Consider the following 21027-nt stretch of genomic DNA (forward strand, 5'->3'; position numbering starts at 1 on the left):
CAACAATATACATTTTTATACTTTTATAAACTAAAAATTAATCCTAAACTATAACTGCATGAATAGATATTGTCTCTATCATAGATAGATATAGAATTGAAAAAAGAAAAAGGTAAAATTTCTCGAGGTAAGGTGCTTCATAAAGCTGCGAAGACAAGCACTATGAGTATAAGGGACATAGTTAAAAAGGCGGGATATAGTTACCCAGCCTTTTATACTCACATTAAAAATGATGATCTGGACCTCAGTATTCTGGCCAGGTATTCCAAAGCCCTGGCCCATTCATTTTCGGATGAAATTCCGGAGATCTCTGAATATCTAATGGAGGATAAACCATCATATGGAAATGACCTCTCCTATACTGAATTACTTAAAGACCGTGATAAATGGAGAGATAAATATTATGACGCGGTGGAACAGTACAATAAACTTGCAAAAAAATATAATGACATGCTGGAAGAGGAAGTAAGGAAAAGGAAGTAAGTGGACAAGCAGAGGGCAGCTGTTACTTGAAAAAATTTACTAAAAAGACCAAGATCTAATTTTTTTTCACACCTTTGAGTTCTAAGTTAAACGTTTTAGCAACCACACTTTAAGATGGAGAATTTAATTAAGAAAGGCCTTTTAATGCTAACTGCCTGCTTTGTGATACCATGGTCATCAAAAGGGCAACCTAAAACTAACCTTACAAAGTATGTAAACACGTTTGTAGGAACTGCCCCGCTTTCCGATCCCAAAATCCTTGGTTACGAACTACCAGATGGATGGCGGTCGTGGGCGGGACTTACATTTCCGGGGAGCTCTCTTCCAAATGCAATGGTTCAGTTAAGCCCCATAACCGAATACGGGTCAGGGGCGGGGTATGAATATGAAGATTCTGTAATACTAGGATTTGCACATACCAACAAAGGACACTGGAACCTCTGTAATATCCCAATCCTTCCACTTTCAAATCCAGGAAGCAAGTTCGGATCCAGGTTTAGTCACAAAAAGGAAAATGCTTCTCCGGGATTTTACCAGGTGTACCTTGATGATTATAACGTAAATGTAAGTTTAACCTCTACTCTCCGTTGCGGCTACCACAAGTACGAGTTTAAGAACAAACGTAACAAGCAGGTACTTTTTGATCTTGCAAAAGCAAACAGCAGAGTATCCTCATGGAACATTAAAAAAATTGGAGATTATGCTGTGCAGGGATTTCAAAATGGCGAGAACGTTTACTTCTATGCTGTGCTTAATACGAAAATCAAAGAACTTGAAGTAAAGGATGAGGGACGATCTGAGGGTTATGCAATTGCGCACCTTGCTGACGAAGCTGAAGGACCGGTTGAACTTAAAATCGGCTTATCTTTTGTGAGTGCAGAAAACGCAAAAGAGAACCTTGAAAAGGAAATAGGCAGCAAAAGTTTTGAAACAATCCGGCAAGCTGCCAATCAACAATGGGAAATGCTTTTGTCTTCTATCCAGGTTGAAGGAGGTAGCGATAAACAAAAACGCATGTTCTACTCCTGCCTTTACCGTTCATTTTTATGGCCCGCACTTCGAAGTGATATTAATGGCGAATACAAGGATGCAAGAAGAAATGTTGTCAAAGCGGATTTCAACTATTACACTGAACCTTCTCTTTGGGATACTTACAGGAATAAAGATGTACTTCTTGGCCTTATTTCGCCTCAGGTAACCTTAGATGTGATTAAATCCATGAAAGATGTAGGAGACAAAACAGGCTTTATCCCAACCTTTTTTCACGGGGATCATGGAGCATCCTCGATAGCTGGCGCTTATTTAAGAGGGATTGACAATTTCGATATTAAAGGGACCTACCAGATCTTGTTAAAGAATGCTAATATCCCCGGAGCTCGTCCTTACGTAAAAGAGTATATCGAAAAGGGATATATCTCTGATCCTGACGTTGTCAATCCTCATGTAGAAACCAAAGCGAAGGCCGGTGTTTCTAAGACGCTGGAATACTCTTATGATGATTATTCAGTTGCCCAGATTGCTAAGGCACTTGGAGACACAGCCAATTACAGGATCTTGATGGCCAGGTCTAAGAATTATAAAAATATGTTCGATCCCTCAACCCGGTTTATGAGGGGAAGGCTGGAAAATGGCGAGTGGATAAAAAACTTCGATCCACAATACCCTTATTATGAATATATGTACAGGGAGGCAAATGCCTGGCAGGTTTCATTCTTTGCACCTCATGATATGGATGGATTAATTGCTTTATATGGTGGGCCTAAAGGGTTCGAATCTAAATTAGATTCTTTGTTCACACTTCCCTGGAATCCAAATCATATCGCCAGAAATGTGGAAACAATGATTGGGCAGTACTGTCACGGAAATCAGCCTGACCACGAGGCCCCTTTCGCTTATACTTTTATCGGGAAGCCAGAAAAGACACAGCAGAGGCTTGATTATATCTTGAACAATCTTTATGGGATTAAAGATGGCATAACCTTATCGGGTATGGATGACGCAGGTGAGATGTCGGCATGGTATGTTTTCAGCGCTTTAGGTCTTTATCCTTTTTCGGCTACCGATCCGAAGTACATTGTTACCGCTCCCCTTTTCGACAAGGTAACCTGGAGGACCAATAGCGGAAAAACATTAATGATTTCAAAACCTGGAAAAGGAAGGGCATTAACGTCAATTGTAGTTAACGGAAAGAAAAATGAGGGATACTTCGTTTCCCATGATCTATTTAAAAAGGGAGGAATTATTAAAATCACGACGAAATAATTTTCTTTTTCATTCTAAAGAAAAAAGAAAGCGGCAATCTAACTATTGCTGCTTTCTTTTTTGCTGCTCGCTAGTGCGTATCTCTCTTTTTTCCAGGGGCAGCTATTGAAGTAAATAATACAAGTACATTTACTGAAACGTAGAATTGCTCTAATACTCGATATCCAGATTATACTTAGTCAAAAGGCCAGCCAAGTTACCGGAAGAAAATTTTGCCTTTTTCATTTTATTACTGGCAGGATCAAGGGTGAAGTTGCGGGCGGAACGAAGGTCGCATTTTTCAAGATTAGTGTTGCTGAAGATGGCACCTGCAAGGTCAGAATTTATAAATTCAGCATTAGTAAGGTCTGCTTCTGAAAACTCCGCTTCTTTTAGTGAGCAATTATTAAAAATAGTTTTCCTGAGTTTAGTCTTTAAGAAGCTGGAATAATCCATATAACAATCCTGGAAGGTGAAAGAGAACATAAAGGAATTGCACCGGCTGAAGTTTACACCCATAATTTTACATCCTATAAAACTTATATCCCTGAATCCGGCACCGTCAATCAACGCCAGTGTAAAATTACATTGCCTGAATGTACAATCAACAAAGTCGTTATTCCTTAAATCACTTTTAGTGAAATCGCAGGATACAAACTCGCAATTAATAAACTCTCTGTTCTCGAGGCGCTTCTCTGCATAGTTCACGTTTACAAATTGCTTGTCCTGGTGGGAAACCACGCCTTTATCGTCTTTCATCAAACTTAAATTTTCTTACAAACTGCAATGTAAAGTTAGAAAAAGGACAATTAGTAACATGGATAAAGATTTCAAAGGCCAGAGAAATAGCTGGTAGGACTATAAAGAATTACCCCAAACTCTGCCAATACTAGTGTGAAACAAAAAAGTCTAACATTGTCTGTAAGGCTGTGGCGGAATGCATCCTTTCTCCGTTTTCCAGAGATTCCCGGGCGGCTAAAGCAGCCCTTTTTCGCATGTTCCTTTCGTACATTGACAAAGCTTCTTGTGAAGAGCCAAAATTGTTTCCCACCAAAGCTTCACTCAATTCTAATGCATCTAACATGGCCATATTAACCCCTTCTCCGGCAAAAGGTGGCATAACATGAGCAGCATCTCCAAGCATAGTCAGGTTTGGAAGAGTATCCCAGGTTTGGTCTGAAGGCATGCAATAAATCGGCCGTGGGATGAAAGGCATCTCAGCACTTCGGAACAATTCATACCAATTTTCACCCCAACCTGGAAATTCTTTTATAAACCAATATAGCACCGCTTCTCTGTTTGAAAAGTTTAGTCCACTAGTTTCCGCCCAGCCCTCTTCTGCTTTGAAACTGACATAAAAACCAATTTCTCCATTAGCTTTCTGTCCCATCAGAATATCCTTACTATTTCCAAAAGCCATGATCTTTCCCCCGTTAAGTAAGTTCGAAATTTGGGGCGCCGATTGTATTGCATTATAAATATTTCCTTCCAGCATTGTTATTCCTGAATAAACAGGACGGATGTCTGTGATAAAAGGACGGATCCTAGAGTTGGCTCCATCTGCTCCTATTACCATATCAGCATAAACAGACGCCTTATTTTTGAAGTGAAGCAGCCAGCCCTCTCCCTGATTCTCCATTGTTAAAAAATGGCTGTTCCATTCCAGGGTTTCGGGCTTTAAAGAATCCAATAGTAATTTCCTTAAGACTCCCCTGTCTATTTCCGGGCGGAAATGTTCATCTCCAAAGTTTTCTTCGGACTTAATTCCATGGTCGCTGAAAAGCACTTCTCCTCTTTCATTCAGGATCTTCTTCCGTTCGGCTCCAGGCATATAATTGTCCTTAAACTCCTGAAGCAGGCCAGCTTCATTCAACGCTTTTAATCCCGATTCTTCATGGAGATCTAAGGGTGAACCTTGCACCCGTGCATTTCTATCCAAATCACGTTCATATACCTTTACATCTGCGCCTTTTTGTTGAAGAAGACGTGCTAAGGTAAGGCCTCCAGGTCCGCCTCCAACGATCGCAATTTTCTTATTTTTAATCATACTCTTGTGTTTTTAGAACACAAAACTATTTAGCCGCGAGCGTTGAAAATTGTATAAATCGGTCGTTTAGATTTTTTTTAAGCTCCTTTGGAGAAACACCAGACAACTTTTTCACTTCCTTGATGAAATGGGACTGATCGGCGAAATTATTTTCGGGGAATAGTTTTCCTTCTTTAATGTGTTGAAAGGAAGCCCGAAAACGAAGAATATTACAGTATGCTTTTAAGGAAAGACCAAATTGTTCGTTGAAATAGCGGTTGATCTGCCGGCTGCTCCAGGAAACTTTTTCTGAAAGCTCCTTGACTGTGATTGTTCCGTTTGACGAATAAATGAGATCAAATAACCTTTGCTTTCTCTGATCAATTTCATTTGGGAGCAGCGTCAGGACCTTTTCTTTTGCCTTTTTTGTGAAAAGCTGAAAATCTTCCAGATCGCCCGGAGCGAATTCCCAGAAACCATTTGGCAACACTAAAGCACTATCCAGAAAATCAGAGACCGGATTTGCGAGGATGTATTCAATAGCCAGTAGTTTAAAACTTATAGCAAACATTCGTGTTCCGGCTCTCAGTATTGCCTGATCTGCACGAGTTTCAACACCGGAAAGGATGGCACGAAAAGGATGGGATGCTGACTGAAAAAAGGTTAGATCAATGCGTCCATCAGGCAAGATAAAAACTTCCTTATCTCTTTTTGAACGATTCTCCAGCATCCAAAAACTTTCGATGAAGTCATCCAAAAACTCTCCTGGCTTAGTTGATTTAAAATACAAATTATCCTCCATATCTTTTCGATATTATCCTTCTTGAAGATCTAATGTTAAGGTAGGTATTCCGGTTTAATGTTTTCGAATCCCTGGATTAAGAAAATCGATTACTTTTGAAGTGCTTTTCGGCACTAAAACAACTAGTCCTGCTATGCTTAGACCCTGGGATCTTCAGATAACCATCAATGTAAACTGTGAACGACCTGTTTATATTCAAGTTGCTGATGCGATTATTAATGCAATTAAAACAGGTAAACTTAACAGAGGTGACGCATTGCCTGGTAGCCGACAATTAGCAGCAAAACTAGACCTTAACCGGAACACTATTGTAGAAGCATTGGATGTACTGCTAGCGGAAGGTTGGCTTATTTCTAAGGAAAGGAAAGGGACTTTTATTGCTGAAGATCTTCCTCTGATCCCTGACAGAAAACGTGACCTACCTTCCCGGGTTCAGCAGGAAAATTTTCCAATTTCAGAAGTTATTTTCGATGATGGCTTGCCCGATAGTCGTTTAGCACCAATAAGTGAACTTGCAGCAGCCTATCGCCAAATCTTCAATCGTAAGGGAAGATGGCAGCTTATGGGATATGGTGACGCTGCCGGAGATCTGGATTTTCGAAATGCAATTATTCAAATGCTGAATTTCAAGCGCGGAATGCAACTATCTGCTGATGAAATCTTCATAACAAGAGGGAGCCAAATGGCCACTTACTTGTCGGCGCATTGCCTGGTGTGTAAGGGCGACTACGTGGTGGTAGAGAACCCAGGCTACAAACCTGCTTGGTTAGCTTTTAAAAATGCGGGTGCCGAACTTTTACCTGTTGGAGTAGACAGTGAGGGGCTAATTATTGACGAACTTGAAGAACTTCTTAAAAAACACTCTACCATTAAAGCTATTTACATCACTCCGCACCATCAGTTTCCAACAACAGTTACACTTAGTCTGACACGTAGACTTGCGCTCGTAAATTTATCTAACAACTATGGCTTTACCATTATTGAAGACGATTATGATAATGAATTTCATTTTGGCCAGCAACCATTATTGCCAGTGAGTAGCCTGGGGAACCTGGAGAACTTTATTTACATCGGTACGATGAGCAAAATTGTTGCACCAGCCTTAAGGATAGGTTATTTGGCAGCATCGAAAAAGGTAATTGCACAAGTGAGCGAGCTCCGCAAGATCATAGATGTTCAGGGAGATAATATGATGGCGCAGGCTGTACTACAGTTAATTAATGAGGGACATATTAAACGTCATCTTCGGAAGGCAACATTATTATATAAAAACAAGCGGGACTTTTTTGAAAAGGTTATTAACCAGCATTTGCCAGATAAGGTCAGTTTTCGAAAACCAGAGGGTGGACTAGCTTTTTGGCTGACCTTAAAGGAGCCAACAAGCCCAGATCAGCTGGTTGCTAAACTACTTAACATTGGCGTTGAGATCATTTCGCCCAGGGATTTCAGTTTCGCTGAGCCTGTTAATGGCCTTCGCCTGGGTTATGCTTCTTTAGACGAACGTCAGCTGGAATCTGGCATAAAGAAGCTCGCTTCTTTATTGTAGCAGAAACTTAAGTTTTTAGCGCTACAACCTTAAATTGTTGCTCAGCTAAGAATAGCTGAGCAACAATTCTTAGCCTTTTACATCTTCTAAAGACGCTCCGAAATTGATATGCAGTACATTTCCATTTGGAGTTACCAATGCTGGGACTGATTTTATTCCTGCTTTTTCTGCTTCAGCTATTCGGCTACGTTCCTCGCCGATGTTAACTACCTCTACTTTGTCTTCTCCTATTACGTTGATAATATCTTGTTCAGCACTAACACATACCGGACAACCTGCGTGGTAAAAAATTGACTTTGCCATTGTTTTGATAATTAATGTTTGATTAAAATTATGTTAGACAAACATACTCCGGCAACTTCAGATCATTCTGGTCCAGTTTTCTGGTTTATAAGGGCAAACTGGCTTGATAGCATTTATTCTCCTCAAAACATGAAGCGCGATCTGGAAGAAGTAGGTATAGAATATTCGAGGTATAAGATGTACTTTTATGAACTATAGCTTATTATCTAATGAAACCATTATTAACCGTCTTTCTATCCTTGCTTGCGTGTGCTGCTATAGCACAGAAACGAGTTGTACTTGATCAATACTATAACAATGAGGTTGAGGCGAAAACAGGAAAGGCTTTCCATTACATTTGGGAAGATCAGGAAATGACGGGGTTTTCTCAGTTGGGTGGGCTGTTTGAGGCAGAAGGCGCTAAGCTTGCAACATTAAGGGAAAAACCCAGTAAAAATAATTTAAGCGGAACAGCTGTATATATTATTGCTGACCCTGACACTAAAGACGAAAGCCGCAATCCTAACTTTTTAGATGAAGAGGCCGCTAAGGCGGTTTTTAAATGGGTAAAAAGAGGTGGCATCCTTCTGCTTATGACTAATGATTCTCAGAATGCAGACCTTGACCACACTAATATTTTAGGCCGGAAGTTTGGGATGAGCTTTGAAAAGGAAATTGTTCATGCTGAGCTGTCTGAACCGGGAAAGCCCAGGAATTTCAACAGTTGTGCGTCAACCAACCTTCCCACACATCCACTTTTTGATGGAGTATCAAAGATCTTCATTAAGGGGGTTGCTCCTATTGCCCTTAGTTCCCCTGCGAAGGTAGTCTTAGCTGAAAACGGCAAAACATTAATAGCCCAGGCAAAATGTGGAAAAGGATTCGTATTAGCTGTGGGAGACCCATGGCTGTACAACGAGTACATTGATAATAAGATGTTACCTGCAGAGTTCGAAAATTTTAAAGCGGCCAAAAATTTGGTTAAACTTTTATTGAATCCCTAGAGTCGCTAAGTGGCAAACTTAATGGAAACAGCAAAGTAATAAGCTAAGAGTGCTGGTAGCTTATAGATCAGTAACCTTCCGGAAATGTTTTATTCAAAAGCTTCTCGATCTCTTCAATGCCTAAAGGCTTCTCCAGATAACCGTCTGCCTTACTTTTTTCTGCAATTTCTGCTAGATTGTGGGCACCTGAAATTAATACAATAGGAACACGCCTCAGTTGGTTGATGGATTTGATGATTGTACAAAGAAAGCTACCCTTAATTCCTACTAACCATTCATCAAGAATTATAAGGTCGGGAAAAATATTTATGATATGCTGTATGGTATTTGCCGACCATTCAGAAAAGGGATAAACCTCTGTGCCGAAGTACTCAAAGGACATTTTCAACGCTTCCAAAACGGACTCGTCATCGTCAATCAATAAAATTTTTTTACGTTGCATTCCTCCCAAACTTTATTCAATACTTATGAGCCGCGTAATTAGATGAAGAGAGATTAAAACAAGGTTTTAAAGGAAAGGTTTTAAAAATATTATAAATACCCTACAGTTAGACTAACAAAAAAGGCCCCCGAGAGGGAGCCTAAACTATAAACAATCAAAATGAAAAAATCCTAGAACCTCCAGCGGACGAAAGCTTCGATAGCTTCGTATTCTGCTAAGCCCAGATCGTTGTAGGCTTTTGCAGTTTCGCTCGTCCGGTCTTCTGCCCTTACCCAGAATTCGCGGGAATCGTCGCCAGGGAATACCGGCTTGTCTTTCTGCGATTGATGTTTGAAAATAGCAAGACGCTTTCTTTCTACCTCCTGCGGTGATAATGGAACGGCCATCTCAATTTCGTGAATCTCGAATTCATGCCATGCTCCCCTGTATAACCACAACCAGCAATCTTTCACCCAGTCCTCAGTTTCTTTTAAACGCTGCAGCGCTTTCAATACAATATCAAAGCATATTTTATGTGTTCCGTGTGGGTCTGCAAAATCCCCCGCGGCAAATACTTGCTGAGGTTTTACCTGCTGCAGAAGCTGCATAGTAAGCTCTATATCCCTTTCGTAATCCACTTTTTTGTTAACCTTGGCCACTTCATAGAATGGCAGGCTCATAAAATGGATACGTTCGTCGGGCAGTCCGGCAAAGCGCGCACCTGCAATAGCCTCTCCTTTACGGATAAGTCCCTTTACCGTTTGAATCTCTGTTGTATCCGACTGATTAGGTAGCTTTTCATTTAAGAAAGAACGCATTTGGGTATAAAGGCTTTCCAGAGCAGAACAATCGTTACCCTGAGATTTGCCAAAGTCAATGGCAAATTCAACGAATCGAAGTGCATCATCATCCCAAACAGCAGTATTACCTGATGTTTGATAGGCAACGTGAACTTCATGCCCCTGATCTGCGAGACGGATAAAAGTACCTCCCATTGATATTACATCATCATCAGGATGTGGGGAAAAGATCAGCGAGCGCTTTTTAGCTGGCAATGCCCGCTCTGGTCGCTGACTATCGTCGGCACCAGGTTTCCCTCCTGGCCATCCTGTTATCGTATGTTGGATCTTATTAAAGATCTCGATATTAATGTTATAGACCGGTCCTTTTTCAGTTGCCAGCTGAGCCATTCCATGGCTATTATAATCTTCTTCAGTAAGTTTCAGGATAGGTTTCTTTAGAGTACGGGCCAGCCATATCACTGCTTTTTTAATTAAAGCACCATCCCAAACGCAATCCTTTACGAGCCATGGCGTATCGTTCCGGGTAAGTAAAGATGCTGCCGGAGCATCAAGAACGAATTCCACATTATCTGAAAGTTGAAGATAGGTAGCCGGAACATCTGAAGAAACCTCGCCCTCTACGGCTTTCTTAATGATCTCAGCCTTTTTACCACTCCAGGCCATCAGGATAATTTCCCTGGCTTTAAAGATTGTCCCAATCCCCATAGTGATGGCTTTGGTAGGTACATTTTGCTTCCCACCAAAGTCTCTGGAAGCATCGCGACGGGTAAGGTCGTCTAAGGTAACCAAGCGTGTGCCTGAGTTAGGGGCAGACCCTGGCTCATTAAAACCTATATGCCCTGTTCGTCCAATACCCAGCACCTGAAGATCCAGGCCTCCCAGATCGCTGATCTTTTTCTCATATTCCAGGCAAAATCCAGCGATCCTTTCTAGAGGCAGCGTTCCATCCGGAATATGTACGTTGTCAGGATCAATATCAATATGATCGAATAAATTCTCCTTCATGAACGTAACATAGCTTTGAGCCGAAGTTGGTTGCATAGGATAATATTCATCCAGGTTGAAGGTGATCACGTTACGAAAACTCAAGCCTTCATGCTTATGCAGGCGTATCAGTTCTGCATATACCTGTACCGGACTTGCCCCTGTTGCCAGACCTAAAACTGTTTTTTCAGCTGCTGCATTCTTCTTAGTGATAAGGTCTGCAATACGTTTAGCGATGGCTTTAGAAGCCGAAGCCTGATCTTGATATATGGATACAGGTAATTTTTCGAACCGGGTTTCTTCAAGTAAATTTAGTCTCGACATTTGTATGCGTTATTTTTTAGAATAGAGTTTAAACTGAAGTAATAACTTCTTTTTTATTGGCTGTTAACACATCCTTCTCCAGCGTTCTCCAAACTTGCATTAAGCCTCTTGGTATATGGAAGCAGCCTTTCCACTTGCCGCCCTTTAAAGGCAGGAGAACCTCTCCCCTTCTATTCAGATAGCCGAACCATTCGCCGTACTGTTCATCCCGGAAATGGTTCCAGGTGTATTGATGCAATTTCTCGAACCATTGTTTTGCCTGCTCATTTCCCGTAAGCTGATACGCTTTTGCCATGCATACCAGGGCCTCTACATGTACCCACCATAGTTTCTGATCCCACTCCAGCTGTTGCGGAGGATAGCCCTTAATATCCTTAAAGTAAAGGATACCTCCAAATTCCTCATCCCATCCATACTCTATCGCCCTCAGAGCAATTTCAATCGTCTTATCTACAAGCTTCTGGTCTTTTAATCTTACTCCAAGATCCATGATGAACCACATAGCCTCTATAACATGCCCCGGGTTCAATAAGCGTCCTTCAAAGCAGTCGGCGAAGCTTCCGTCCGTATACACGTTCTCGAGAATAAGGCCACTTTCCTCCTGGTAGAATATATTCATCACCTCATTAATGACGTCATGAATTAGATTGTTCACCAGTTCAGGATCCAGCAGGTGCTCTAGTTCCAGTGACAAATTGCTTAAGATCATGGGTAGCGAGAAGTTCTTGAGGTCGCGCGTTCCGGGATAGATCTTACTATAGATGCCCTTGGTATTATTCCTTCGTTTTAAGATATTTTCGAAGGTACTTTTCGCTATATCCGCATACTCATCTTTGCCGTTTGCTTTATAGAGAGCAGCAAAGCCCATAGTAGCGAAGCAGTCTGAAAAGATATTATACGGCTGCACGAGCGGCTGCCCATGCTGATCCAAAGAGAAGTACCAGTTTCCTTCAGAATCACGGCCATGTTTTTTAAGAAATCTGGCTCCATGCTCGGCCATGTCAAGCCACTCCTGCCTTGTTTCAACTGTGTTGAACAAGGTAGAAAACATCCAAACCTGCCTTCCCTGCAGCCAGATAAATTTATCTTTATCGAACACCTTACCAAATTGATCCAGACAAGTGAAGTATCCCCCTGCATCCTTATCCATTGAGTGGTCCATCCAAAAAGGAATAATATTCTGCAGTAATTCCTCTTTATACATTTTGCTGTAATTCTTCATCTTATCCATGTGCCAATTGTTCTAGGTATTCTTTGTATCTGTTATATAAATGTCCCGCCTGCAGGTAAGCAGACTGAGGACTCATAAAATGTGAAAATTCAAATGTGATTGCTTTTTCATATCCTGCTTTCCGGGCAGCTTCAAGTTTTAATCTCAGTTTTTCGAACTTGATAGGCAGGAATTTGATAGGCATGTCGCGGTCGAAGGACTCTGCATTGGTCCAGCATTGAAGTCCGTATTTGTCGGCCATACTTTTATTGACAGCGAAAAAGTCCTCCAACTCATGGTAATCGATATGTCCATCCTGAAAGGCAACGGCATCGACTGCTCCCTGCACACCATCAAATATTTCGCTCCATTCTTTTTCATGCTCAGAAAGGGAAACCGCATCTTCTTTGGTTAGGCTTCCTGAGGCTGCCATTACTGCTTTTTTACCATCTATCCATGGGGAAATAAAAGTGGGTAGCCCCTTACTCACATCCTTGCATTGAAGGCCTAGCGTTCGAAATGCTTCAGTTGCCCCTTTGGTCCGGCGACTGATCTCCATACTCAGGTACCAGCCTCCGAAACTTTTGTAGTGACCGTATTTCTGCCATACCTCATCTATTACAAACCGGTTTGAATCTATTTCGGGAGAAAGATTACCGGTGTCCCAGTATAGGCCGCTGTCATAGAGGCCAAAGTAAAACTTCATTCCGTACTTGTCGGCCAGCTGCAGGTACATCTCGACCAGGTCTACCGGCGGCTGGTAACAACCAAACTCCTTCTGCAGATATGGAGACGGATAAGTAATGAAGCGGCGATAACCACTGCGAATTAGGATCACAGTATCTATCCCGATGGCTTTCATATAGGAAAAATCGCGATCCCATTCTTCCCTTCCCCAGTTCTGGTGCGGAATATCATGAGAGATCTCATCTAAAAAGGTACCTGTAATCTTCATTCTTATAAATATTTCTGTGACTTTAAATAATTCGCCCAGGTTATATAGACCTCGGGTTTTAAATGGATCCCATCGCGGCTAAGTTCCTCCCTGAGTTGACCGTCTGCCGCAGCTACCAGAGGGTGGAGGTTTATCCAGATTAGATGCTCAGCTGCCGCCAGCTCCTTGGTTCTTTTATTCAGCTCGGTAACAAGAGGGCTGATATTTTTAAGATAAGACGCAGTTGTCATGCTTTCGCGTACAGGAAGTATACTCTGTATATACAACGTTGTTTTAGGAGACTCCCTTTTAACCCTGGTTATAATTCTCTTGTAGTTATTCACGATCACATCGATGGGAAGCCTTCTGGAGAGATCATTTATTCCGATTAGAAGAAAAATCTTCCGGGGTTTTGTAGCGAGGACCTCGTCTAAGCGGGCAAGCACACCGAAGGTATTATCCCCACCTATACCGCGATTAATGATATTATGATTGTCAAACACTTCCTGCCATTCGCCATGTTCAGTAATGCTGTTTCCCAGAAAAACTATGGGATGCTTGAAGTGGTGTGACTTTCTGAAGAACTCGGTCCTTTGCTGGTAATGCGCGTGGTTATAATTACTATCAATTTTTGCCAGAGGCTTTGAAACCGGCGTTTGCGCAAATGCATCGTTAGACAGTAATAGCCCTGACAATACCAATAGGCACCATGCTGTAAGGTTTTTGCCGTAGTTATTTTTACTTATATGCCTGATCGTCATCTTACAATAGCTTTAATTTTTTAAGATAATCTGCCCAAAGGATGTAGGCTGCAAACCGGAGGTGGAGCCCATCAGTACTTAAGTCTTTCCTCAACTGCTTTTTTTCGTCCACAAAAACCGGATGGAGGTCGACATAACTTACCTTGTATTGCTGGCAGATCACTTTCATCCTGTTGTTTACCTCGTTCACCTTCTCGTTACTCAGCTTTTCGTAAGACTTGGGCAGCATGGCCATATTAAGCGGTAAGAGGCTCTGCAAATACAGCTTTGTTTTCGGTGATTCAGCCTGTACTTTTCTAATCAGCCGCACATAATTGTTAGCAATAACTTCTACAGGCATTCCTCTTTTGAGATCATTGATGCCGATGAGTACGAATATTTTGGAAGGCTTAGAGGACAGCACTTCATCCAGTCTTGCCAGCACACCAAAAGTTACATCCCCGCTAATCCCGCGATTAAGTACGTGCTTTTTATGTACTACTTCCTGCCACTCGCCCTGTTCTGTTATACTGTTTCCAAGAAATACGATCTCGTTCTTGTGATCTGGAAGTTTCCTGAAAAAATCTGACCGTAGCTGGTACCAGGAGTTCTGATAACTACTGTCTATAGTTGTTGTGTCTTGAGCAAAGCCAGCTGCACTACCCAGGATCAATAATGCTGATAGTAAATTTCTCATATTAACGACTAGCAAATTCAACATCTGCTTCTTTTAATTTATCCCACCAGAACTTCTTCAACCAAATACTTGTAAGGATAAGGACACCGCTCCAGATCACCATTTGCGTATTCTCCCTGATCATAAAATAGATGGGTATAACCACTTGCGACATCTGCCAGATGATGCCCACTATGATATTGCTCATGTCCTTTTGAAAATCCTTATTGGGTTTGAACCCTGGATCTTCGCGCATTACTTCTTCCTTGATCGGTCCCCAAAAGCCCCATGGACGGGTCTTTCTGTAAAACTCCTTCACATCCTCCCTATTTGGCAAAGGCTCGAGATAGGTCCCGACAATGCAGCCCAGGGCCGAAACGAGGAGAATTACTGGAAACACGTAGATATCTACAATATCCGGGAAAGCGAAGAGCTTGATGGTAGAGGCGATAAGTCCGAACAACATTCCCCAGAAATAACCCATTCCGGTAAAGCGCCACCACACCCACTTCAACACATTTGCAGCTACATATCCCCCGTAAAGGGCAGAGGTAAGCCATAAAGTTAATTTGGTAAGCGAAGAGGCATTAAACCCAAAGATTATTCCTACTACCACAAGCAGCACCGAAGAGATAACACTCAGGCGTATGTATTTGGCATCTGACGCGTTAGGATTTATGTATTTTTTATAGATATCATTTACGATATATGCCGGAGCTGCATTGACAAAGGCAGAGAAAGTGCCCATGAAAGCTGAAAGAAACCCTGCGAGAACGAGGCCCTTTAATCCAGTTGGTACAAACTGATTGATTGAAAGTGGCAATACTTTCTCGAAATCAATATTGCTTCCCATCTTACCCATCTCAGGACCGAGATAAACTAATCCCAGAACGGCAAAGGAGGCCACCATCAGGTAACGCGGAATATACATTACAAAAATTGTCGAGAAACTCATCTTTGCTGCTTCGGAGGGAGTACGGGCAGAAAGCACACGTTGCATATCGTAACTTGGTACAGGGCCGGCAATTGAAGCAAAGATTCCTTTAAAGAGCATCATCATAAACAGAGCCCCGAATATGCCAAAGCCATCAGCCGCAATCTTATCGTTAACATTAGGTAAGGCTGTGGTGCTCCAGTCGAGATCCAGTTTCCACCCGAAGGAAAGGTCAGACCAGCCGGCAGGAATCGCGGCGTGGATCTGCTCCGCGGTAACAGAAGTATAAGCAATGTAACCTATAGCGAAGCAGGAAAGTGTCATAATGATGAACTGAAGTATTTCTGTGGCTACGACACTGTACATTCCCCCTTTAACTGTGTAAAGGGTCGTTAAAAGACAAACAATTAAGGAATAACTTCTTTCAGATGATAAATGAAAAGAACCTATGTTCGTACTTAAATCCCAGGGAAGGATCGAAGTACAGTACTTACCGATCCCTTCGAAGAAATAGGCGATAAATCCCACCACACTTATGACCGCAAAGATCACGATGATGATATGAGAAAGCTTTGCTCCTTTACCATCTCCAAAACGGAAGGTGATCCATTGGGCACCTGTCATCACTCCGGATCGCCGCATCCATATTGCCAGGTAAACGAAAATAAAAACCTGGTTCCAGACCGGCCATAACCAGGGGATCCACGCGCTTTTTAACCCATAAATAAAGAGGATACTTACAGTCCACATAGTGCCGGAGGTATCGAACATACCGCTGGCATTACTTAGGCCCAGGTAATACCACTTCATTGTGTTCCCTCCAAGGAAATACGAATTCAGGTCCTTCGACGCTTTTTTCGAGATGTAGAAACCCAATAGGAGGATCCCTACGATGTAGGTCATAATGATAGTGATATCAATAAAACTTAATGACATGTGTTAATGATTAATGTGTTAAAAAGCGTAGTGCGAATATTGAAGGAGATACTAGCGAATAATCGCTCCAGTAAAATTGACCTTTAAACTAAATGGATTAAGATACCTGTCAAGAAGAACAGCAGTTTGCCTTCGGTTTAGTGCAGAGTCTCCCCGGAGAGAACTTCCGGTTTCAGATATTATCTTATCTAACTGAACTTGCTTATTAATCAGAGAGATCTGCTCTGCAAGGAAATTTAGTGTAAGTGGCTGTCCCGATGCTTGCACCTGATTCAACTCCGGATAATACGTTTTAAGCCCGGTGACCAACTCGTGCTCACTGATCTCTCTGTCGGGGTAGAACCATGTTTGATTTGCCCATTTATACGCCAGCCCTGTACCTTTCAAAATACCAGTAGTTCCAATCCTTTGTATAGCCTGAAAATCCTTATCCTCAGGTTTAACATCTATAAAAGGCATCAGATAGCCCTTTGAATTTAGCAAAGCCTGTTGAACATGACGGATATGTACCTGTGCCGGCTGAACATTATCCTTAATTGCTGTTGCTGCCAATGCTCCCGCTGCCTGCCCAATTGTTAGTACTACCGGTTGAAGACGAGTTGCACCATTCACAATATTGCTTACACTAATGCTCTTTTCGGCAACGATCAAACCCTCGGTACTTTCAGGGATCAATGAACCTAAAGGAACATTGTAAGAAGGCACTTTTATCTTGACAAAATCAATTTTTGGTGCAGAAGGATTCTTCAAATGATGATGATCGATGGTATAGTCGCCTACTGCAATCCCTGTACGATAAAGAGCTTCCTTTTGATCGTAGGGCTTCGCAACATGATTCAATGTGAGCGTTACCAGACCTTTCACCCTTCTTGACTCGCGATGATACGGGATCATCGGAAGCTTGTCCTTAGTTGGGTATTCATCAGCGATGCCGAGCTGTTTATATCCCAGCTCTGTTTGCAGGTAATAAAGGAATCTAAGTGTGTGCAGCTTGGCTTCCTTCAGCGCAACTGCTCTTTCTGCAGGAGATTTCTCAATAATATTAAGATAAATATCATTACCGAACTTTGGCCAGTTGATCATGTACTTGTCATTGGGCAAGCGTCCATACTGCATCATTTGGTAGCAGTTATTGTCTGCAGAACCAAATGCAGCCGGATCAGACACATCGCAACTACCTTTAAAGTCGTTTGCGTTATAACCGGCCGGCTTAGCAATGGTCTTGTCAGCTCCTTTTCCATAATCCTTAAGTGTTACCACATAAGTCATATCCTGGATAATATTGTTTGCTTTTTCGGGCGCGAACTCCTCACCTGTATCAGAGCGGCTGTCCATTCCTATCCGGTAAGGGGCCCCTGCTGCAGCCATCACATCTCCTAGTTCGGTGGCATCAATGAGGATCTTTGCCTGGATCGTTTTCTTTTTCCCATTCGAGATCACGGTCAGTTTCCAGTGTCCATCACTCCTTTTTACCTCCTTCCAGGTAGTATTGTACCAGATACTAAGATTTGGATTTCGAGCAAGCTCCTGGAGAATCTTGTTTCCTGTTGCAGGCTCGAACAGGGTATTGCTTACCCATCCTGTTTCCACAGCTTTGGGGCCTCCATAGTATTCATAAAGTTTTTGACGGAACTCGCCCCACAAGCCCGCTGGAAGATTATGATTACCATCAATCGCGGAGACCCCAGCTGAAGTTAACATGCCACCTAACCACTGAGTTTCTTCTATGATCAGCGTTTTAACCCCCATTCGCGCTGATTGAATTCCTGCTGTTGTTCCGCTAGCCCCTCCACCCACAATCAGCACATCAGTGGTAAGAGTTTGTGCAGCAGCAGTAAGGGAGCAAAGGAAAAAAAGGAGGGCAATCAGAGGAGTTAAAAGACGCATATGAGATTTATTTCTACTAAATAACGATATTATTACTAAAGATACAATAACTTATTTAATTTTTTTAAAAAGTTATTTTATTGTAAGACGTATCGTTTTAACCTTCGTTTCCTGTCCCCGATTATTAGCATTGTTAGCCACAAATGTGACGTCGTATTGTCCTGGGGAAGGGAATTTATATTTGAAGGACCGCATAGGCTTATCCAGAAATGTTTTAATTGCTGTACCCAGGTCTGGATTTACAGTAGTTGGATAGAGCGCCTTAGATATAGCCCAGTCTTCCGCCCGTGTAATGGTCCCACTTGCAGGAGCATAGAAAAGTACCGGTGCAGCAGTCTGAATGGTCCATTTGGTAGCGTGGGCACAATCAACATTCAACCAGCCTGCCGTGCTGATAGTAGCCGCTGAAAGGACCGTATTATCAGGCAAAGTATTCGTTAAATTAAAGGCATAGATACGCCAGGTGCGTTGAGATGCCGGACTTATAGGCTGACCAATATATCTATAAGCAAAATACATTGGTTTTCCCTGTACAGCCAGATCAGAGACGTCAACTTTGCTGCTAACTACCCGTGCCCCCGAGGCTCCCGCAGCAGCCGAAGACAAAGTAAACCGGCTGGTGATGTCTGTCCAGGTAGCGGCTTTTACATTTGTGGAATCATACGTGTTATTAAAGTCGGTAGATACCAAAACGCTTAAGTTATTTGCCTGCGAACCGAATAATACCTGTGTTTCCATGTTCAACTCCAGCTTTCCTACGGCTTCTATGCGGTTCTTAAATTCGTACATCTTACCCCTTTCGCCAGAATAGAAGGTAACAATATCTGCATCTCCCTGGAAATTGAAAGTAACCGAGTCCTGAGTAGTGTATTCCGTTCCATTGACTGACACATCAAAATCAGGAACACTCACCTCTTCTTTTGTGCATGCAACTACCGATGCTACTGCAAGCATGCCTATTATCTTTTTAAACTTGTTCATAAAGTTGCATTTGAAATTACCATCCTGGATTTTGGATCAAACTCTGATTAAGAGAAATTTCTTTTGAGGGAATTGCCAGAAGCGTGTCGCGATTAGAGATATTTTGCCCTGAGCGAGCCGCATAAACGTAATTGGCAGGAGCAGTTGTGGCAATTTCGTTCGCAAGGTTCTTCATAACCGGAACCCATAGCCCCCATCTTACCAGGTCAAATCTTCTTAATCCCTCGAAACCTAGCTCCCGCGATCTTTCAGCACGAATTACCTCCCGGAACGCATCTCGGTTTGCTGTCATTTCTGGAGTAAGCAGGCCATCAACAGTGTAAATTTCAGCTGTCGCAGTTGCTCCGCTTCCCGGATTACCCGGCCCGGGATCAAAAGTGATAGTTGGAATAGTATTATAACCTAAGCCGATTTCATTTAAAGTTACAGAGGTAACTCTTCCGCCGGATACTGTTGCTGTGGCTGTTGCCCCAGAGCCTGGGCCACCGATGACCACTGTAGGAGCGGTAGCATATCCACTGCCTCCATTAGTTAAAGTAATTGTTTTAAGGGGCCGGGCATACGCGCGTCTCCGGACAGTATTTACAGCCGCAATACCATCCACCGTAGGACCATTGATTTCATTATCAGCTTCTGCAAACATTAGCAGAACGTCTGAATAACGGAGCAGGGGAAAGTTGATAGCAGTGGTATTTACGAACTTTGGATTAGCAGCTTCATATTCCCTTCTCCACTTTGCAGCGTATTTTGCATAGTTAGAGAAAGTTGTTGAATGATAAACTTTGCTGGATGTGGTGCCATCGTAGGAATAATTGCTGATAGACCATGCACGACGAATGTCTCCTTCTTCAAAGAGCTTGTAATACCTGTCAGTAGGACGCTGAATTCCATAACTATATCCAATAGTTTGATTGGTGGTACCAATTCCGTTTATTCCTCCAACTGACCCACCTTCATCCTGTGTTCCGTTTTTCAGGCCGAATTCCACCTCCCAGATCACCTCCTTTTTATCGTATTGATCCGCCGCCATTTTTTTAAACACATCTTTGTAATCGGGATTCAGTGTGTGTCCATTAGCTGCCTCCATTACTTTAGCAGCCCATTTTCTCGCTTCGGCATAACGACTTACATCTCTTAAAGGAGCTCCAGCCATTTTCAAGTTCACCCTGGCAAGGATTCCCCACACGGCCGACTTGCTTACTCTTCCGGTGTAGTTATACTTATCAATACCATTGACAGAATCAGCAGCAGTCTCCATATCCTTTACAATTTGCTCATAAATGGTTTTATATGGAGTTTTAGCGATGTTCACATCATTCGGATCTTTGGCTGCCGTTAAACGCATAGGAACACTGCCCCAATTTTGAACGAGCACGAAATAATAATATGCCCTTAAAAATAGCGCTTCACCTTTGGCTACCCTACGCTTTTCTGCTGTCAAATTAGAGTTATCAATGTTATCCAGAAGCATATTAGCTCTGTTAATCCCATCATACAAGGTGTTCCAGGTCGCTGTCAATTTAATATCACCGGGGTCGTAATTAAATAAAGCCACGTCTTGGGTCCAGCTCGATGAAGCTGGGAAGCTTTCATCACTAACATCCATCTCAAAGTACAGGTACCTGCCGTATGTGGATGACTTACCTAATACATCGTAAACTCCAGTTAGTGCAGTATTAATATCTTCTTCTGTTTTGTAATAATTAGAGGGAGAAAGCGAGTCGGGGGTTACATCCAGAAAGTTTTTACATGAAGCAAAGAGCAAGCTTCCCGCAATCAGGCTGTATATAAATCTTTTCATAATCATGTTCTT

Annotated in this window: 19 protein-coding genes; 5 read left to right on the top strand and 14 right to left on the bottom strand. The window is 42.3% G+C overall.

Annotated features, from left to right (window positions below):
* Window positions 1-96 precede the first annotated feature (96 nt).
* Both J4N24_RS19205 and J4N24_RS19210 read left to right on the top strand, forming a co-directional pair.
* On the top strand, window positions 97-483 hold the full coding sequence (locus tag J4N24_RS19205) for a hypothetical protein (protein ID WP_207535349.1): 387 nt from the start codon (window positions 97-99) through the stop codon (window positions 481-483).
* A gap of 114 nt (window positions 484-597) precedes the next feature.
* Entirely contained in the window at window positions 598-2745 is a 2148-nt protein-coding gene (locus J4N24_RS19210; RefSeq protein ID WP_242691736.1) for a GH92 family glycosyl hydrolase, read from the top strand.
* Between the two features lie 150 nt (window positions 2746-2895).
* Here the strand turns inward: J4N24_RS19210 and J4N24_RS19215 are convergent, their stop codons facing one another.
* From J4N24_RS19215 to J4N24_RS19225, 3 genes are all read right to left on the bottom strand, one after another.
* Window positions 2896-3483 carry a pentapeptide repeat-containing protein gene (locus J4N24_RS19215; protein ID WP_207535350.1) on the bottom strand — a complete coding sequence of 196 codons (588 nt, stop codon included), beginning with the start codon at window positions 3481-3483 and terminating at the stop codon, window positions 2896-2898.
* A 130-nt stretch (window positions 3484-3613) separates the two neighbouring features.
* Window positions 3614-4771 (bottom strand): FAD-dependent oxidoreductase, encoded by a 1158-nt coding sequence (locus tag J4N24_RS19220; protein WP_207535351.1) that lies wholly within the window; start codon window positions 4769-4771, stop codon window positions 3614-3616.
* A gap of 25 nt (window positions 4772-4796) precedes the next feature.
* Complete coding sequence (locus J4N24_RS19225) at window positions 4797-5552, bottom strand: helix-turn-helix domain-containing protein (RefSeq protein WP_207535352.1); 756 nt, start codon at window positions 5550-5552, stop codon at window positions 4797-4799.
* A gap of 133 nt (window positions 5553-5685) precedes the next feature.
* On the opposite strand from J4N24_RS19225, the gene pdxR reads away from it, so the two are divergent.
* Entirely contained in the window at window positions 5686-7098 is a 1413-nt protein-coding gene (pdxR, locus tag J4N24_RS19230; RefSeq protein ID WP_207535353.1) for a MocR-like pyridoxine biosynthesis transcription factor PdxR, read from the top strand.
* A gap of 69 nt (window positions 7099-7167) precedes the next feature.
* Here the strand turns inward: pdxR and J4N24_RS19235 are convergent, their stop codons facing one another.
* Entirely contained in the window at window positions 7168-7401 is a 234-nt protein-coding gene (locus J4N24_RS19235; RefSeq protein WP_207535354.1) for a thioredoxin family protein, read from the bottom strand.
* Window positions 7402-7431: 30 nt separating this feature from the next.
* On the opposite strand from J4N24_RS19235, the gene J4N24_RS19240 reads away from it, so the two are divergent.
* Together J4N24_RS19240 and J4N24_RS19245 are read left to right on the top strand one after the other, a co-directional pair.
* Complete coding sequence (locus tag J4N24_RS19240) at window positions 7432-7599, top strand: hypothetical protein (protein WP_207535355.1); 168 nt, start codon at window positions 7432-7434, stop codon at window positions 7597-7599.
* Between the two features lie 11 nt (window positions 7600-7610).
* A complete protein-coding gene (locus tag J4N24_RS19245) occupies window positions 7611-8384 on the top strand; it encodes a hypothetical protein (RefSeq protein WP_207535356.1) in 774 nt (257 codons plus the stop codon).
* A 67-nt stretch (window positions 8385-8451) separates the two neighbouring features.
* Here the strand turns inward: J4N24_RS19245 and J4N24_RS19250 are convergent, their stop codons facing one another.
* The 10 genes from J4N24_RS19250 to J4N24_RS19295 all read right to left on the bottom strand — a co-directional run bounded on the left by J4N24_RS19250 (window position 8452) and on the right by J4N24_RS19295 (window position 21015).
* On the bottom strand, window positions 8452-8826 hold the full coding sequence (locus tag J4N24_RS19250) for a response regulator (RefSeq protein ID WP_207535357.1): 375 nt from the start codon (window positions 8824-8826) through the stop codon (window positions 8452-8454).
* Between the two features lie 170 nt (window positions 8827-8996).
* A complete protein-coding gene (nagB, locus tag J4N24_RS19255) occupies window positions 8997-10916 on the bottom strand; it encodes a glucosamine-6-phosphate deaminase (protein ID WP_207535358.1) in 1920 nt (639 codons plus the stop codon).
* A 28-nt stretch (window positions 10917-10944) separates the two neighbouring features.
* Window positions 10945-12147 carry a n-acyl-d-glucosamine 2-epimerase gene (locus tag J4N24_RS19260; RefSeq protein ID WP_369806243.1) on the bottom strand — a complete coding sequence of 401 codons (1203 nt, stop codon included), beginning with the start codon at window positions 12145-12147 and terminating at the stop codon, window positions 10945-10947.
* The gene (locus J4N24_RS19265) at window positions 12140-13081 is read right to left on the bottom strand and encodes a DUF4434 domain-containing protein (protein ID WP_207535359.1); all 942 of its coding nucleotides are present in this window, start codon (window positions 13079-13081) and stop codon (window positions 12140-12142) included. Before J4N24_RS19265 ends, J4N24_RS19260 begins: the two co-directional genes overlap by 8 nt.
* Before the next feature lie 2 nt (window positions 13082-13083).
* Complete coding sequence (locus J4N24_RS19270; RefSeq protein ID WP_207535360.1) at window positions 13084-13821, bottom strand: GDSL-type esterase/lipase family protein; 738 nt, start codon at window positions 13819-13821, stop codon at window positions 13084-13086.
* A 1-nt stretch (window position 13822) separates the two neighbouring features.
* Window positions 13823-14497: a GDSL-type esterase/lipase family protein gene (locus J4N24_RS19275; RefSeq protein ID WP_207535361.1), complete on the bottom strand. Its 675-nt coding sequence runs from the start codon at window positions 14495-14497 to the stop codon at window positions 13823-13825.
* A 1-nt stretch (window position 14498) separates the two neighbouring features.
* Window positions 14499-16346 (bottom strand): sodium:solute symporter family protein, encoded by a 1848-nt coding sequence (locus tag J4N24_RS19280; protein ID WP_207535362.1) that lies wholly within the window; start codon window positions 16344-16346, stop codon window positions 14499-14501.
* A 51-nt stretch (window positions 16347-16397) separates the two neighbouring features.
* Complete coding sequence (locus J4N24_RS19285) at window positions 16398-18233, bottom strand: FAD-dependent oxidoreductase (RefSeq protein ID WP_207535363.1); 1836 nt, start codon at window positions 18231-18233, stop codon at window positions 16398-16400.
* 72 nt (window positions 18234-18305) lie between these two features.
* A complete protein-coding gene (locus tag J4N24_RS19290) occupies window positions 18306-19214 on the bottom strand; it encodes a DUF5017 domain-containing protein (RefSeq protein ID WP_207535364.1) in 909 nt (302 codons plus the stop codon).
* Window positions 19215-19230: 16 nt separating this feature from the next.
* Window positions 19231-21015: a RagB/SusD family nutrient uptake outer membrane protein gene (locus tag J4N24_RS19295; RefSeq protein ID WP_207535365.1), complete on the bottom strand. Its 1785-nt coding sequence runs from the start codon at window positions 21013-21015 to the stop codon at window positions 19231-19233.
* Window positions 21016-21027 lie beyond the last annotated feature (12 nt).

Origin of the sequence: Desertivirga arenae (assembly GCF_017355785.1) — a bacterium.
Taxonomy (GTDB): domain Bacteria; phylum Bacteroidota; class Bacteroidia; order Sphingobacteriales; family Sphingobacteriaceae; genus Desertivirga; species Desertivirga arenae.

What these genes read in the sequence shown, in the direction of transcription:
- J4N24_RS19210 (WP_242691736.1), top strand. Translation starts at nt 598, where the DNA reads ATGGAGAATTTAATTAAGAAAGGCCTTTTAATGCTAACTGCCTGCTTT.
- J4N24_RS19215 (WP_207535350.1), bottom strand. Translation starts at nt 3,483, where the DNA reads ATGAAAGACGATAAAGGCGTGGTTTCCCACCAGGACAAGCAATTTGTA.
- J4N24_RS19220 (WP_207535351.1), bottom strand. Translation starts at nt 4,771, where the DNA reads ATGATTAAAAATAAGAAAATTGCGATCGTTGGAGGCGGACCTGGAGGC.
- J4N24_RS19225 (WP_207535352.1), bottom strand. Translation starts at nt 5,552, where the DNA reads ATGGAGGATAATTTGTATTTTAAATCAACTAAGCCAGGAGAGTTTTTG.
- pdxR (WP_207535353.1), top strand. Translation starts at nt 5,686, where the DNA reads ATGCTTAGACCCTGGGATCTTCAGATAACCATCAATGTAAACTGTGAA.
- J4N24_RS19235 (WP_207535354.1), bottom strand. Translation starts at nt 7,401, where the DNA reads ATGGCAAAGTCAATTTTTTACCACGCAGGTTGTCCGGTATGTGTTAGT.
- J4N24_RS19240 (WP_207535355.1), top strand. Translation starts at nt 7,432, where the DNA reads ATGTTAGACAAACATACTCCGGCAACTTCAGATCATTCTGGTCCAGTT.
- J4N24_RS19245 (WP_207535356.1), top strand. Translation starts at nt 7,611, where the DNA reads ATGAAACCATTATTAACCGTCTTTCTATCCTTGCTTGCGTGTGCTGCT.
- J4N24_RS19250 (WP_207535357.1), bottom strand. Translation starts at nt 8,826, where the DNA reads ATGCAACGTAAAAAAATTTTATTGATTGACGATGACGAGTCCGTTTTG.
- nagB (WP_207535358.1), bottom strand. Translation starts at nt 10,916, where the DNA reads ATGTCGAGACTAAATTTACTTGAAGAAACCCGGTTCGAAAAATTACCT.
- J4N24_RS19260 (WP_369806243.1), bottom strand. Translation starts at nt 12,147, where the DNA reads ATGGATAAGATGAAGAATTACAGCAAAATGTATAAAGAGGAATTACTG.
- J4N24_RS19265 (WP_207535359.1), bottom strand. Translation starts at nt 13,081, where the DNA reads ATGAAGATTACAGGTACCTTTTTAGATGAGATCTCTCATGATATTCCG.
- J4N24_RS19270 (WP_207535360.1), bottom strand. Translation starts at nt 13,821, where the DNA reads ATGACGATCAGGCATATAAGTAAAAATAACTACGGCAAAAACCTTACA.
- J4N24_RS19275 (WP_207535361.1), bottom strand. Translation starts at nt 14,497, where the DNA reads ATGAGAAATTTACTATCAGCATTATTGATCCTGGGTAGTGCAGCTGGC.
- J4N24_RS19280 (WP_207535362.1), bottom strand. Translation starts at nt 16,346, where the DNA reads ATGTCATTAAGTTTTATTGATATCACTATCATTATGACCTACATCGTA.
- J4N24_RS19285 (WP_207535363.1), bottom strand. Translation starts at nt 18,233, where the DNA reads ATGCGTCTTTTAACTCCTCTGATTGCCCTCCTTTTTTTCCTTTGCTCC.
- J4N24_RS19290 (WP_207535364.1), bottom strand. Translation starts at nt 19,214, where the DNA reads ATGAACAAGTTTAAAAAGATAATAGGCATGCTTGCAGTAGCATCGGTA.
- J4N24_RS19295 (WP_207535365.1), bottom strand. Translation starts at nt 21,015, where the DNA reads ATGAAAAGATTTATATACAGCCTGATTGCGGGAAGCTTGCTCTTTGCT.